This window comes from Leeuwenhoekiella marinoflava DSM 3653, from assembly GCF_900129005.1.
In the GTDB taxonomy this organism is placed as follows: domain Bacteria; phylum Bacteroidota; class Bacteroidia; order Flavobacteriales; family Flavobacteriaceae; genus Leeuwenhoekiella; species Leeuwenhoekiella marinoflava.
The window spans coordinates 57,673-72,248 of sequence record NZ_FQUN01000005.1 but is presented as its reverse complement, the minus strand read 5'-3'; the positions used below and the strand labels follow the sequence as shown (position 1 = coordinate 72,248).

At 34.7% G+C, this 14,576-nt stretch carries 16 protein-coding genes; 8 read left to right on the top strand and 8 right to left on the bottom strand.

Going from position 1 to position 14,576, the window contains the following annotated elements; all coding sequences use genetic code 11:
* Positions 1-79: 79 nt before the first annotated feature.
* Together BUB91_RS04000 and BUB91_RS03995 are read right to left on the bottom strand one after the other, a co-directional pair.
* On the bottom strand, positions 80-454 hold the full coding sequence (locus tag BUB91_RS04000) for a PUR family DNA/RNA-binding protein (RefSeq protein WP_073097328.1): 375 nt from the start codon (positions 452-454) through the stop codon (positions 80-82).
* 67 nt (positions 455-521) lie between these two features.
* The gene (locus BUB91_RS03995; protein WP_073097325.1) at positions 522-2,279 is read right to left on the bottom strand and encodes an ABC transporter ATP-binding protein; all 1,758 of its coding nucleotides are present in this window, start codon (positions 2,277-2,279) and stop codon (positions 522-524) included.
* 244 nt (positions 2,280-2,523) lie between these two features.
* Between BUB91_RS03995 and nusB the strand changes: the two genes are divergently transcribed.
* Genes nusB through yajC form a run of 3 tightly spaced genes read left to right on the top strand, consistent with a single transcriptional unit; the run spans position 2,524 to position 4,285 of the window.
* Positions 2,524-3,471: a transcription antitermination factor NusB gene (nusB, locus tag BUB91_RS03990; RefSeq protein ID WP_073097323.1), complete on the top strand. Its 948-nt coding sequence runs from the start codon at positions 2,524-2,526 to the stop codon at positions 3,469-3,471.
* A gap of 42 nt (positions 3,472-3,513) precedes the next feature.
* On the top strand, positions 3,514-3,981 hold the full coding sequence (locus tag BUB91_RS03985; protein WP_073097320.1) for a DUF1573 domain-containing protein: 468 nt from the start codon (positions 3,514-3,516) through the stop codon (positions 3,979-3,981).
* 10 nt (positions 3,982-3,991) lie between these two features.
* Positions 3,992-4,285 carry a preprotein translocase subunit YajC gene (gene yajC / locus BUB91_RS03980; RefSeq protein WP_073097317.1) on the top strand — a complete coding sequence of 98 codons (294 nt, stop codon included), beginning with the start codon at positions 3,992-3,994 and terminating at the stop codon, positions 4,283-4,285.
* Positions 4,286-4,424: 139 nt separating this feature from the next.
* Here yajC and BUB91_RS03975 read toward each other — a convergent pair whose 3' ends face one another.
* The 5 genes from BUB91_RS03975 to BUB91_RS03955 form a co-directional block, all read right to left on the bottom strand.
* Positions 4,425-5,264 carry a ferritin-like domain-containing protein gene (locus tag BUB91_RS03975; protein ID WP_073097315.1) on the bottom strand — a complete coding sequence of 280 codons (840 nt, stop codon included), beginning with the start codon at positions 5,262-5,264 and terminating at the stop codon, positions 4,425-4,427.
* Between the two features lie 25 nt (positions 5,265-5,289).
* A complete protein-coding gene (locus BUB91_RS03970) occupies positions 5,290-6,015 on the bottom strand; it encodes a ferritin-like domain-containing protein (protein ID WP_073097313.1) in 726 nt (241 codons plus the stop codon).
* Between the two features lie 307 nt (positions 6,016-6,322).
* On the bottom strand, positions 6,323-6,934 hold the full coding sequence (locus tag BUB91_RS03965) for a M15 family metallopeptidase (RefSeq protein ID WP_073097311.1): 612 nt from the start codon (positions 6,932-6,934) through the stop codon (positions 6,323-6,325).
* Between the two features lie 12 nt (positions 6,935-6,946).
* Positions 6,947-7,228 carry a DUF3817 domain-containing protein gene (locus BUB91_RS03960; RefSeq protein ID WP_073097309.1) on the bottom strand — a complete coding sequence of 94 codons (282 nt, stop codon included), beginning with the start codon at positions 7,226-7,228 and terminating at the stop codon, positions 6,947-6,949.
* Entirely contained in the window at positions 7,229-7,846 is a 618-nt protein-coding gene (locus BUB91_RS03955; protein WP_073097307.1) for a YqaA family protein, read from the bottom strand.
* 137 nt (positions 7,847-7,983) lie between these two features.
* Here BUB91_RS03955 and BUB91_RS03950 point away from each other — a divergent pair, with 137 nt between their 5' ends.
* Positions 7,984-8,703 (top strand): SDR family oxidoreductase, encoded by a 720-nt coding sequence (locus BUB91_RS03950; protein WP_073097305.1) that lies wholly within the window; start codon positions 7,984-7,986, stop codon positions 8,701-8,703.
* 79 nt (positions 8,704-8,782) lie between these two features.
* Here the strand turns inward: BUB91_RS03950 and BUB91_RS03945 are convergent, their stop codons facing one another.
* Positions 8,783-9,166 carry a hypothetical protein gene (locus BUB91_RS03945; protein ID WP_073097303.1) on the bottom strand — a complete coding sequence of 128 codons (384 nt, stop codon included), beginning with the start codon at positions 9,164-9,166 and terminating at the stop codon, positions 8,783-8,785.
* A gap of 254 nt (positions 9,167-9,420) precedes the next feature.
* On the opposite strand from BUB91_RS03945, the gene BUB91_RS03940 reads away from it, so the two are divergent.
* From BUB91_RS03940 to BUB91_RS03925, 4 genes are all read left to right on the top strand, one after another.
* Positions 9,421-10,950 (top strand): DEAD/DEAH box helicase, encoded by a 1,530-nt coding sequence (locus BUB91_RS03940; RefSeq protein ID WP_073097301.1) that lies wholly within the window; start codon positions 9,421-9,423, stop codon positions 10,948-10,950.
* Between the two features lie 81 nt (positions 10,951-11,031).
* Entirely contained in the window at positions 11,032-11,676 is a 645-nt protein-coding gene (locus tag BUB91_RS03935; RefSeq protein ID WP_164917822.1) for a DUF2490 domain-containing protein, read from the top strand.
* Positions 11,677-11,699: 23 nt separating this feature from the next.
* The gene (locus BUB91_RS03930; RefSeq protein WP_073097297.1) at positions 11,700-12,017 is read left to right on the top strand and encodes a hypothetical protein; all 318 of its coding nucleotides are present in this window, start codon (positions 11,700-11,702) and stop codon (positions 12,015-12,017) included.
* A gap of 147 nt (positions 12,018-12,164) precedes the next feature.
* Positions 12,165-14,573 (top strand): TonB-dependent receptor, encoded by a 2,409-nt coding sequence (locus BUB91_RS03925; protein ID WP_073097295.1) that lies wholly within the window; start codon positions 12,165-12,167, stop codon positions 14,571-14,573.
* Positions 14,574-14,576: the final 3 nt, after the last annotated feature.

The following is a 14,576-nucleotide window of genomic DNA, read 5'->3' as shown; positions in this document are numbered from 1 at the left end:
TCATAAATTATAAATCCTTAAAATTGAAGCATAAAAAAAGCCGCATATTTGCGGCTTTAAAATCTAAGTTGTCAATTATTTAAATATCGTCAAAACTTACATCAGTAAATGCTTTTGCAGATTTTGTTTCAAAAACAGGTTCTTTTTCCTCTTCTTTTACATAATCGCTTTGGTGGCGCTCGCTAATTACTTCTTCTCCTTTTTCATTAAGGATGTAGCTGGTCATTTCGTTTAAAATTTCAGAGAACCCATCAAAATCTTCTTTATAAAGGTAGATTTTGTGTTTCTTGTAGTGAAAGGAACCATCTTCATTTGTGAATTTTTTACTCTCGGTAATGGTTAGGTAATAATCTCCTGCACGAGTAGAACGTACATCAAAAAAATAGGTGCGACGCCCTGCTCTTAACACTTTCGAGAATATCTCATCATTCCCCTTCATTTCATTATTGCTCATAATCTTGGTTTAATTAATACGCTTTATTCTGTCAAAAATGGAAAAAAATTAGTTGGCGTACAAAATTTTATTCCATTTCTTTTTCATCTAGTTGTTTGCGGTAAAGTTCTTGATAATAACCCGGTTGTTTTACCAAATCTTCGTGGGTACCTTGCTGAATGATTTCTCCTTCTTCAAGAATAATGATTTTATCAGCATTTTTTGCTGAAGAAATGCGGTGACTTACTAGAATTGTAGTCTTCTCAGTAGAGATATTTTTTAGGTTTGAGAGAATCTCTTCTTCGGTTTCTGTATCTACTGCAGAAAGGCTATCATCAAATAAAAGAATCTGCGGATCTTTAATGATTGCCCGAGCAATAGAAACCCGCTGTTTTTGCCCACCACTCAAGGTGATACCACGCTCTCCTAAAATAGTATCATAAGCTTTAGAGAAATCAACGATATTTTTATGAACAACTGCATTTTTAGCCGCTGCTATGACTTCTTCATCAGAAGCATTTTTTTTACCGAATTTGATGTTTTCTTTGATACTGTCGCTAAACAAAAAGGCTTCTTGCGGGACATAACCTATTGCGGTTCTCAAGTCCTTTAAATTGAGCTTTTCAATAGGAGTTTTATCAATGTTTATCGCTCCATTTGTAGTGTCGTAAAGGCGTCCTATAAGCTCTAGAATTGTAGATTTACCAGAACCGGTTTTACCAATTATAGCTAGTGTTTCTCCTTTATTTACTTCAAATGAAACATCTTTTAGAGCAGTAATATTGGTGTCTTCATAAGTGAAGGTTACCTTATCAAAACGAATACTTCCTTCAATAGGAGTGTGTTCTTTTGTGTGATTGACGATATCAGGCTTTTCATTGAGAAATTCATTAATACGTTTTTGTGAAGCTTCAGCTTGTTGTACTAATGAGGTGATCCAGCCCACAGAGGCTACTGGCCAGGTTAGCATATTTACATATATGAGAAATTCAACAATAACTCCCAGATCAGGGATGCTTCCATTAATGTATTTTCTCCCACCTATATAGATTACCAGCAAGTTACTTACTCCAATTAAAGCAATCATTAAAGGGAAAAAGAATGCCTGAACTTTTACAAGATCCAAGTTTTTGTCTTTGTTGGTTTCGCTTAGCTCTTCAAAATTCTTATAGGTTTGCGGTTCAATTCCATAAGCTTTAATAACCCCAATACCACTGAACGATTCTTGAGTAAATGTGCTTAAATGCGATAAATATTGTTGAACAACTGTACTGCGTTTATGAATAAGTCTGCTTAATTGATAGATGGCAACAGATAAAATGGGTAAAGGGATTAGCACATACAAGGTAAGCTCTGGTGCGCTGTAGTACATATAGGGTATAACAGTTGCAAAAAGTATCACAGTTGTCACACCATACATAATTGCAGGACCTAGATACATACGCACTTTACTGACATCTTCACTAATACGGTTCATCAAATCACCTGTACGGTTTTTCTTGTAAAAATTTAGCGAAAGATTCTGGTATTGCTCGTAAACTTCGTTTTTAAGATCTGCTTCCATATAACGGGAAACAACAATAAACATTTGTCGCATCAAAAAGGTGAAAAAGGCAGAAAATAGGGCAGCTCCTAGAAGCATTAAAAGAGTAACAAGTAGCTGGTGCTTTAGTTCACTTATTTCACCACCATTGTTTAAAAAATCTTCTACATACTTTATCATATCACCAGAAAATTTAGGTGTAAGTATGGCAAATATGCGGGCTATAAAAACAATAAAGAAGCCCAGAATGAGCTTCCATTTGTATTTTTTAAAATACTTATTGAGATGTTGAAGTTCTTTCATAAATAGTAGTTCTGCCGGGATGCCCTCAACTAAAGTTTGTAAGCATCGGTCTTTTTTATAAAGAGCCGCGCAAAGATACGTGATTAGACTGTAAAACGTGTATAGAGTTTTTTAAGATAAAAAAGTAATTAGGGTGTTTAGAACCCTAATAAAATGTATTTTTGCAACGTTTTTGAACTTTTCGGTATACAACCGTTTAGCTCTAAGTTATGATAATCTCAAACAACCTAAGTTCTTTAAAATTATGCTTAACAGAAGGCACATTCGCATAAAAGTAATGCAAGCACTTTATGCCTTAAGTCAGTCAGAACAACCTGATTTACTTAAAGAAGAAAAATTCTTGAACGCGAGTACAGCTCAGATGTACGATCTCTATTTGGTATTGATAGACTTGGTTGTTGAAATTCACGCCCATGCTAAGGATATGATGGAGCGTTCTCAGCTAAAAATGCTGGCAACAGAATCTGAAAAAAATCCCAATCTTAAATTTATTAATAACGAAGTTTTAGTGAAACTTTCTGAAAACGAATTGCTTCAGAAGGAACTAAAAAAAGCAAAACTCAATAACTGGAGACTTGATAACGAGTACGTTGTTTTGATTTACAACGAGCTTATGAAAAGTGATTTTTATGATGCTTATATGTCTGATACTGAATCAGATTTTAAAAAAGATCGTGATTTTGTTATTGATTTTTTTAGTGAATTTGTAGCTCCTAATGATAAGCTTTATGATTATCTTGAGGATTACCGAATTACCTGGGTAGACGATCTACCGGTTGTAAACACTACAATTGTTAAGCGCCTAGGGAAGATAAAACCTAATTCTCCGGAAAGCACCATTATTCCTAAACTGTATAAAGACGAAGAAGACCGTCAATATACTAAAGATCTTTTGTTGCGTACCGCTCGTAATAATGAAGAATATGAAGCAGAGATTTTGGGTAATACACCTAACTGGGATCAAGATCGTATAGCTACTTTAGATAAAATCTTAATCAAGATGGCACTTTGTGAATTCTTGAGATTCCCATCAATTCCTATTAAAGTCACCATTAATGAATATTTAGAGTTGTCTAAAGAATATTCAACGCCTAAGAGTAGCATTTTTGTGAATGGTGTCTTAGATCGTTTGGTTAAAAAATATAAGAAAGAAAGCAGGTTAAACAAAGCAGGCAGGGGCTTGATTGAGTAATAAATAAAATTGTATTTTTGAGATTCTAAAAATAAAACTATTATGAAAAAAGCATTTTTTGCAGTTGGTCTAGTAGCTGCATTAGCGTTTACAAGTTGTAAAGACAACGCTTCAGACAAAGTGAAAGGAGAAAACGTAGAAATGGCAGCAACTCGTGATGCAGATGCTACTGTTTTTCCTTCAATGGAATTTGAAGAAACAGCATATGATTTCGGAAATATCGCACGTGGTACAGCTGTAGAGCATGTATTTAAATTTAAAAATACTGGTAAAGCACCTTTAGTAATTGTTGATGCAACAAGTACTTGTGGATGTACAGTACCAAGTTATCCTAAAGAGCCTATTCAACCAGGGGAGACGGGGGAACTCTTAGTTAAATATAATGGTAGTGGGTTGAATGCTGTAACTAAAGTTGTTACTGTAAAATCTAATACCGAAAAAGGATCTGAAACTGTAAAAATCACCGCTTTTGTGCAGCCTTCTGAAGGGCCTGCTGCAACAAACGGATAAGCAACTATAAATGGAACAATTAACTAGCTTTTTACCCATTCTTTTAATGATTGCGGTTGTGTATCTTTTTATGATACGCCCACAAATGAAACGTCAAAAGGATGAAAAGAAATTTGCTGAAGAATTAAAAAGAGGAGATCGTGTAATTACTAAAAGCGGGCTTCACGGAAAAATTTTAGACTTGAATGATACTACTGTAATCCTAGAATCTGGTGCCGGTAAATTAAAATTTGAGCGTTCTGCATTGTCTTTAGAACTAACTAAAAAATTAAATGAGCCTGCAAAGGTAGAGAAGAAGAAATAAGCTTCTTTTCTATATCAAATAAAAAACTCCCGAAGTATAATACTTCGGGAGTTTTTTATTTATAAGATAGTTTTAAATATAAAAACCCTGCCTTTATAATAAAAGCAGGATTTTCGCATTCACAAAAGAAACTTAATTGTTATGATACGATAAATAGACTTGCTATTGCTACAGCCTCATCACCAGTTAAAATCTCGTCATATGCTTGAGTAGAAGCATCAACAGTAAATGGAGATCCAGAACCAAGACTTGTAACATCTAAACCACCTTGCATAATATTTGCTTCGGTAGTAGCCCCGTCGTATACAGCTTGTGTAGCTTCCGGCATACCAGCTCCTCTTTGGTTTCCTGTAATCCATCCCTCAAGACCACGAAGTCTTCTTACTTCTGATGCATGTCTAGCTTCAACTGAATGTATTTGTAAAGCAGCAGTTAGAACACCCGGATTTCCCATTAGGTTTCCTGCTTGACCTTTATATGCACGTACTCCAGTATCTTCAAATGCTTGAGCTAGCGCTAATAATTGTGCATAAGCTGTTGCTGGTCCAGCACCATTATCATTGAATGGATCAAAAGCACCACCAACTGTAAAATCAAAAGTAGGTTTTGCCACGGGTGTAGCACCTGAACCTTCTATCGCAGCAGTTAAGAAATCAACGTGCTGTGATTCGTGCTTTGAGATTTGCATATATATAGCTTCTGCTTTAGCATTTCCTGAAAGAACACCAGAATCTAGAGCCATAGCATAAAATTCATCTTCAAGATATTCTAATGTAAGAGCTAGATTTAAAACATCAACAACACTAGAGCTAGATTGAGCCATAGCTTTGTTAGACATTGTAGCCAATCCAAATGGTACGGCAGCGATTGCAGCTTTTTTTGTCAAGCTTCCTAATTGACCAAACATTGCACGTCTGGATGTGTTAGGTTCTTGTAATTTATCAGTAGTAAATTCGTCTAAAAATTTTATTAAATTCATTTCGGTATTTTTTAATGGTTAGTAATTACGCTTGTGGATTTTTGTATGTAAACGGAGTTACAAAGAACCCTCCTGCTGCAGAAATAACATCTGCAGGTGATGCAGCCAAGTCAAGCCCGTTATCATCTATGATATCGTCTCCGGCAAATGCAGTGTAATCTGCACTACCACTAATAATTGATCTAATAGCTGCAGCGTGTCGCGCTTCTATAGATACAATTTTACCCGCTAAAGTAAGATAAGCAGCAGTCTGAATATATTGACCTGCGCCATTGTATGCACTTACTCCTGTATCTTCTAATACGCGTGCAGTACCTAACACAGAATCTCTATTACCAAAATCTACAGAGCTGAAGTCAAATTCTAAATCAGCAGTAAGCTGTTGCTCCATAGGTACATTTGCACCAATAGCAGCTTTAAAGAATTCACGGTGATTCACTTCGTGATTGTATAAATCTAATAAGATTGCTTTTTCATCAGCAGAGGCACTGGCATAAAAAGAACCGTTCACTACATTAGTATAAAAAGCGGCTTCTAGTTGTTCTAGAGCATAAGCATAATTTAAAACACCTACGTCACCAGTACCTAAATCAAAAGTACCGCCTAGCATATTTCCGTTATCATCGTCATCACTACATGATGCTAACAATAAACCTGAACCTGCTATAGCAAGACCACTTACTTTTAAAAAGTTTCTGCGGTTTCTACCTACAGTTTGAGTTGTTACCTCAATTGATTTTTTCTTTTTCATAATTTGAGTTTCTTTGGTTATTAATACTTATTAAAACTTACGTGGAAAAAGAGTGGTCGGTTTTTGAGCTATTGTCTTTTAACAAGGATTTGGGAAAATCCGGGTCAAAACCGAGTGATTTTAAGAGTTATTATCAAAAAAAAATCCCTCACTATAAAGATAATTTTGTGTAATAAGACAAAACTGAAGCTTTAAAATTGCCTTTTTTTCAATTTTGAACAGATGAAAATGCGAATTGTTTAAAATTCACCTAAAAAAATGAATTAATAGTAATTTGAAGCCGGTTTTGAAATTTTATTGAAGCTTGTTAATTACATTCAAAATCGAAGTCGATGATTTTGTAAGAATAATTTTTCTTGTAGTTAAAATGCCACCATTCTGTACGAATAGTTTCAAAGCCGAAACGAATCATCCCTTCCTGAAGTAACTTTCTATTAGCTAAAACTTCTTTGGGAAGCGTCATATTATCTATATGTGCTTCTCTCCCAAAAAAGTCATGATCAGTACCCATATCAACCGGAGTACCATCTAATTTCTCGAGACTTATATCTACAGCTGCACCACGATTGTGAACAGAGCCCGTAGTATACGGGTTCGCGACATATTGTGCATTAGGATAAACGGCCCACATTTTCTTCTGAGCGCTAACAGGCCTGTAACAGTCAAAAAGAACAATACGGTACCCTTTTTCACAGAAATAATGATTAGCGTCTTTTAAAGCTTGAGCGACTTCGGGTCTTAAATAACACGCAGCGCAATCGTAAAAAGCCTCTTTTAAGAAGTTATTGTCGCTTGCGTATCTAATATCATAGGTAAAGCCATGTTTTAAAGTATCTAATTTAACTAAAGGTTTTTTGCTCTCTTGTGCTGATACTGAAACAGAAACTAAAGTTAAAATCGAAACCATAAGTGCTTTCATATTAATGATACTTTATGCTTTTCCTTTCAAATAGCGTTTGTCCATCCAGAATGTTCCAAATGGAATAATAGAACAAACTAAAACTATAAGTAAGATTTTGAAATTCCAGCTCAATTCAGATTTCACTAAAATCGCCATCACTACATACGTCAAAAATAGGAGTCCGTGTGCCATACCAATTATTTGGTTGGGTTCAGGATTATCAAAACCATATTTTAAAGGCATAGTGACAAACAATATTAGAAGTAGAGAAATACCTTCTAAAATACTAATGATCTGAAAAGCTTTAATCATTTAAACTAAATTGAAAATTGCGGCTCCATAAATTGCAAAACGCACAAAGCGTAGTAAGCCGAAAAGTAAATAATTAATAAAAGGATATTTTATCATACCTGCCGCCATACTACTTACAGCAAAAGGAACCGGTAAAATTGCTCCTACAACAATTAAAAAACCACCCCACTTACGTGCATTTTTAAGATGTTTAGCCATTTTAACTTCAAGATAATTGTGCACTGCGTTAATTTTGGTTGAAGCTCTACCCATAAAGTAACTAATAATTCCACCTGCATAAGATAGAACAGCAATCAAAGAAAGATAAAGAATAGGGTCTGGCATTTTATCACTCCAAGCAATAAAGATTTCCGGAGGAATGAGTCCTAGAATACTTTCAGAAATAAAAAAGACAGTTAATACCCAAAAAGGAGGGAAGGTGTCTGTCATCTTTATTAACAAGTCGTTGATGTCGATAACAAAAAAGTGAACACAAAGAAGGGCTATTACAAATAGCACTATAGGAGTGAGAGCTTTTTTAAGACTTCCGCCTAAAAAAGAATAAAATCCAGTGAATTTATAATACTGATGTAAGAGTCTAATTCTAGACTTTTTCTTGGTTTTTGTGTGTTGACTCATTAATTTTTTTGCAAATATAACTTATGGTTTATGCGCTAACAAAATAGTGGTGCTAATATTGTTATAAAAATTGAGATTTAAGAAAACTTTAATCCGGCCTCACTTGTTAAAATTGCAATAACTCTTATTTTTAATTTATGGAGAAATTTAAAAATAAAGTGGCCCTGATAACGGGCGGAACTAAAGGAATAGGAAGAGGAGTTGCAGAAGCTTTTCTTGAATTAGGAATGAATGTAGCAGTAACTAGCCGCACACTTACGTCTGCTGAAAAAGCTGCAGATGAATTAAATAAAAATAGTAAAGGAAAAGCGCTTGGAGTTAAAGCTGATGTGCGTTCTATGGAAAGTCAAGTTCAGGCTGTAGATGCAGTAATTGCTGAATTTGGACAAATAGACGTTTTAGTAGCAAACGCCGGCTTAGGACATTTTGCAAGTATTGAAGATATGACCGTAGATCAATGGCAAGAGACTATTGATACTAATTTAACCGGTGTATTCTATAGTGTCAAAGCATCTTTAGATGCATTGAAACAATCTAAAGGATACATTTTTACCATTTCAAGTCTTGCCGGAACTAATTTCTTTGCAAACGGTTCTGCATACAATGCTAGTAAATTTGGTTTAACAGGTTTTAGTCAAGCAATAATGTTAGACTTGCGTCAGGATGATATAAAAGTTTCGACTATAATGCCGGGTTCTGTAGCTACACATTTTAATGGTAATGAACCTTCTAATAAAGATGACTGGAAAATTCAAAGTGAAGATATCGGTGAATTAGTAGTAGATTTATTAAAAATGAATCCACGAACTTTGCCAAGTAAAATAGAAGTAAGACCTTCTAAACCACCAAAGAAATAATTCTGCAAACGTATCAAAACAAAAAAACACCTGCTGATTAATTAGCAGGTGTTTTTTATTTAGTATAAACGATTTATGCTCAGTTCTCTTCAGCATATTCCTGAAGAGCTTCAACATATGACCGCAAGTCAAGACGGTTAGTTTTATTTTCTGGTTCTGCAATAAGATTAAGTAAGTAAAGTAAACTTTCAGCAGGAACAAATGTGGTTTCTTCTTCCTCTTCCAGTAATTCTTCATAACCTTCAATAGGCTCTTCTTCAGGAATAGGAATATCAAAAGTTTGGTATGCTTCGATATGCTCAAATACCAATCTGATGGTCTTTGCTAATAAAGGACGATTTTCTTCAATCGCATACGGTCTTAGATTTTGCAAGTCTTCTACAATAGTATTTGTAATGATACCGTTTTGCTCAACTTCATCAATGAGCTTATTTAAAAGTTTTATCGCTTTTGTATTCTTCAAAATGATCTGTTTTATTTTGACACAAAGGTAACAGATTAGGTATTTCCTAATGTTGTGCTTTGCTTATTTTTTTCAGTTTTCTGTTAGGGTACACAAAGTTTTTATCACCCTTTTAAAATTTTGGCTATCTACGAGTATTATTTAAGAAAACAATTCGTCAAAATTATTAATTTTGCAATTCCCATAGCAATCTTTCGATAAGCCCTTTAAATGCCTTATTTTTGCAAAATTCATCATTTAAATATACCTAACTTTTGAGTAAAAAGGCACAAGAGCAAGACACGAGTAACGGAAAAGAATTATACAGCTATCAATTAAATGATCTTGATAGAATTTTTAACTGTATAGAAGAGGAGTCTGATGATTTTAACCTTCTGTATCAACTTCCTACAGGTGGTGGTAAGACAGTTATTTTTTCTGAAATCGTACGTAGATACATTGCGGAAAAAAAGAAAAAAGTTGTCATTCTAACGCACCGTATTGAGCTTTCTTCTCAGACTTCAAAAATGTTAAAAGGCTTTGATGTACCTAATATGGTTATCAATAGCAAAGTCAAAACTCTAGAGGGTAATGAAGACTACATGTGTTATGTAGCGATGGTTGAAACCTTAAACAATCGCCTACAAGATGAACAAATAGATATAAAAGACATTGGGCTCGTTATTATTGATGAAGCGCATTACAATTCTTTTAGAAAACTGTTTAGTTATTTTAAAGACGCGTTTATATTAGGGGTAACGGCTACGCCTTTAAGCTCTAACGTTAAGTTGCCTATGAAAGACAACTACCGTAAACTTATAATAGGAGAAAGTATAGGTTCTCTTATTGAAAAAGGATTTTTAGCAAAGGCTAATATGCATACTTATGATGTAGGTTTAAAAACCCTCCAGGTAGGTATAAATGGAGATTATACGGTAAAGTCTTCAGAGATTTTATATACTAATCATAGTATGCAAGAAAAATTACTTGCTGCCTATGAAGAACGTGCAAAAGGAACTAAAACCCTAATCTTTAATAATGGTATAAATACGTCTCGTTACGTATATGAAACTTTTAAAGAAGCTGGCTATGATGTGCGTCACTTAGACAATACACACACAAATAAGGAGCGAAAAGATATTTTGAAGTGGTTTAAGAATACTCCTGATGCGATTTTAACTTCGGTGAGTATTTTGACAACAGGTTTTGATGAACCTTCTGTTGAAACTATTATTCTAAACCGTGCAACGCGATCGTTAACCTTATACTTTCAAATGATTGGTAGGGGATCTCGTGTATTGGCAGACAAGAAGAAATTTGAAGTTATAGATTTAGGTAATAATATGGCGCGTTTCGGTCTTTGGGATGCACCTATGGATTGGAATGACATTTTCTTATATCCTGACTTTTACCTTGAAAACCTCGTGAGTGATGAGGAGATTGAACGTAATTTTGAATATGTTATGCCTCCTGAATTACGAGCACAATTCAGTAATAGTGAAAGTATAGAATTTGATATTAAAAAAGAATATGAGGATGTTTTTGCTAAAGGGTTAAAATCTAAAGAAGCATTAGAGCGCTCAATAGATCAGCATGCAAAAATTGTTTTTGAAAACACCGAAGATGTTTTTGATGCACGTATTCTGGCTCGCGAACTAAAAGAAGAGATACAATACCGTATACGTCTGTACTCATATTGTATTATGAAAAACACAAAGAACTATAAAGACTGGTTAGAAGAAGATTATATGCGTAAATTGAGACTTAAACTCAGTCAGATGTACGCAAATGTACCGGCTCAATAGTCTTAATCTATGTGCTGTACTCTTAAAAAATCTAAATTAATATTACTCTTTTTTGTTTTTCTAATACTTTCTTTTAAAAGTTTGCAAGCACAAGAAGGCAATCATGAGCTAGGGGGTTGGTACGGGTATTTTTTTGATTCTGATTTTGGTGAAAGTAATTTTGGCATTATGGCTGATGTACAACAGCGCAGTTTTAATGTTACTAATGATTTTCAGCAATTGATTTTAAGAGCTGGACTTTCTTATAAGATTCCAAATTCATCTTTGAGAGCAGTTGCCGGTTACTCGTATTTTAACAGTGGCACTTTTGGCCCTAGCAATTCTCAAACCTTTGAAAATCGCTTGTATCAAGATTTAATCTGGAGCAGTACGTTTTTTGATGGACGTATAGCCTTATTACATCGTATACGTATAGAAGAACGTTTTATAGAAAATCAGGACATTAGAACACGATACCGTTATTTCTTAAATGCTAAATTTCCCTTAAATAAAAAGCAAATGGGACCTAAAACATTTTTTGCTTGGGCAGCAGGAGAAGTGTTTGTTAATGGTCAGCAGCAAATAGGTAACGGTCAGACTGTGAGTCTTTATGATAGAACATGGCTGTTTACTGGGGTAGGATATCAAATAAAATCTGGATTAAGAGCAGAGCTTGCTTACATGCGAGAAGTGACTAATGCGCAAACAAAAGGGCAGCTCATTGTGAGTTTGTTTCATACATTCTAAAAACTTTGTTTTAATTTTGTAATATGATTTCAATAAGTAAAAACTTTAAAGCCACGTTCAGCATCTTGCTGGTACTGGCTATTTTTGCTTTTAAAATTGTAGATCTTCACCAATACGTTCACGATAAAGATTCTGTAAAAGGATTGCATTGTGAGTTGTGTTTACTAACTCATAAACAGAAACAAAACTTAGATTTTGATTTACCTCCTGTTTATGATTTTCTATTAGAACCACCTGTTGTATCTTATGAAACCCCGGTTTTCTATGCCGATTTTATTAAAGTTTGTCAGTTTCCTTTTGGTATTTCGCTTAATAAAGCTCCTCCCGCATTATCAGTTTAAGCCCCTATTCTTTTTGGGTTGTCTATAAGTGATAAAACCACTTTCTCATTACTGAGTTTTTGTGTTGCAAACAATCTTTGTTTTGTACTAAGACTCCTTATTTAATAGAACTGATAATCATCCTTTTTAGGATACTAATTTTCAAATATGAAATTTTTCAGTTTGATGCTTATGCTGTTTCTGGGTATTCAGCTACAAGCTCAACAATGTAACTATAGTATCAGCGGAGTTGTGCGCGATTTTCATGACGGCGATGCATTAGTTAATTCTACTCTTAGCGTAAACGGGTACGATATTTATACGCTATCTGATTTTGATGGAAAGTATAAATTAGAAGGTTTATGTGTGGGAACATATATTATTACAATAACTCACCCGGAGTGTGAAGTTGCAGAATTTACAATCGAAGTCAATAAAAACATCACTCGAGATTTTAAATTGGAACACCACACAGAGGAACTTAATGCTGTTACTGTAAAAGGAGAAAATGCTAATAAGGGTTCGGTGTCTAGCGTTTCAACTACTCTATATTCCGAAATTTTAGAGCAATACAGCAATGCCAACTTAGGAGATGCTTTGCGTGAAATACCAGGAGTATCTTCTTTAAATACCGGTAGTACTGTGGTAAAACCTGTTATACAGGGATTGCATAGTAGTAGAGTCCTTATCATAAATAATGGTACGCGAATGGAAGATCAGGAGTGGGGAGTAGAACATGCACCTAATCTTGATTTGAATTCTGCATCAAATATTACTGTTATTAAAGGTGCTAGTGCGCTAAAGTATGGTGGCGATGCTGTGGGTGGTGTTATTGTTACAGATCCCCCCAAAGCACCGATAAAAGATACACTTTATGGCAAAACTATTTTGAGTGGAGCATCAAATGGTCGTGGTCTGGGACTTACCTCTAATTTGATGAAGGCTTATAAAAATGGTTTTTACATTCAAGGGCAGGGGACTACTAAATATGCCGGAGATCTTAAATCACCAGATTATGTTTTATCTAATACAGGTTTACGAGAAAATGATTTTTCTATAGGTTTTGGGTTGAATAAATTCACCTATGGATTTGATGCGTATTACAGCTTTTATGATTCTGAAATCGGAATATTAAGAGCCAGTCATATTGGTAACGTTAGTGATTTGGTACGCGCAATTAATAGTGGAGAACCCAATTATATTGAAGATTTCACGTACGACATAAATGCTCCTAAACAAGATGTGCAACATCATCTTGCAAAACTGAGTTTCTTTAAACGTTTTGAAAATGCCGGAAAGCTAAGTGTAGATTATTCTTTTCAGCAAAATAATAGGAAAGAATTTGATATACGCCGGGGAGATGATCGAGATAAACCTTCTTTAGATTTAAAGTTGATAACGCATTCACTTGGGACTAATTTTTTATATGATGCTGAGTCAAATTTTAAGGCAAATCTAGGAGTGCAGGCTTCTTATCAGGAGAATTATCCAAACCCCAGTACGGGGATTAGAAGGCTAATTCCAGATTATGAGATGTATACTTTAGGTGCTTATGCAACAGCAGATTATGATGTTACCGATGCACTGCGTGTAGATGCTGGTTTTAGATATGATTTCAGGAAAATTGATGCTCAGAAATATTACTTGAATAGTAGCTGGGAGGAGCGTGGTTATGAAGATGAATATGGTGATTTAGTAGTTCAGCGTTTAGAAACTCAGTTATTAGTGAATCCGGTTTTTGATTATCATAACTTTTCTGGAACAGTAGGTGCTAGATATACCTTTAAGCCTAATTGGAATGTTAAAATGAATCTAAGTACGGCTTCTCGTGCTCCTAACCCCGCAGAACTCTTTAGTGATGGTTTGCATCATTCAGCAGCAATTATAGAGTTGGGAGACCTTAGATTGAATCAAGAGCAAAGCTATAAAGCCAGTATCGAGCTAAATGGTCAGGCGGGTGGCTTTACATTTGGTTTAAATCCATTTTACAATCGTATCAATGATTTTATCATAATGGAACCTAATGGCCTTCAGTACACAACCAGAGGTGCTTTCCCGGTTTATGAATACGGTCAGGTAGATGCTCGCTTATATGGTATTGATGTTCAGGTAGTATATGCTTTTAGTGAGAATTTCAATATTCAATCAGCTTTTGCTTATGTAAACGGGCAGGATTTAGATAGAGACAGGCCGCTTATTGAAATGCCGGCACCTAATGTGACTACCACATTTGGCTTCATAAAACCAGAATGGAATAATCTTACTTTATCTTTAAGAAATCAGAGTGTTATGAAGCAATCGCGTTATCCTAATAATGATTTTGAGGTAACCTATATTAATGATTCAAACCAAGAAGTAACTGAAACCGTAGAAGTGAGCAAACCGCCATCAGCATACAGCTTATTTCATTTTTCATCTTCATTGGATTTTGAAGTATTTAAACAATCTACATTGACTGTGGGCTTATTTGTAGATAATATGTTGAATACTGCCTACAGAGATTACCTGAATCGCCAGCGTTATTTTGCTGATGATTTGGGTAGAAATTTTAGAATTCAAATTAAACTCAATTATTAAACA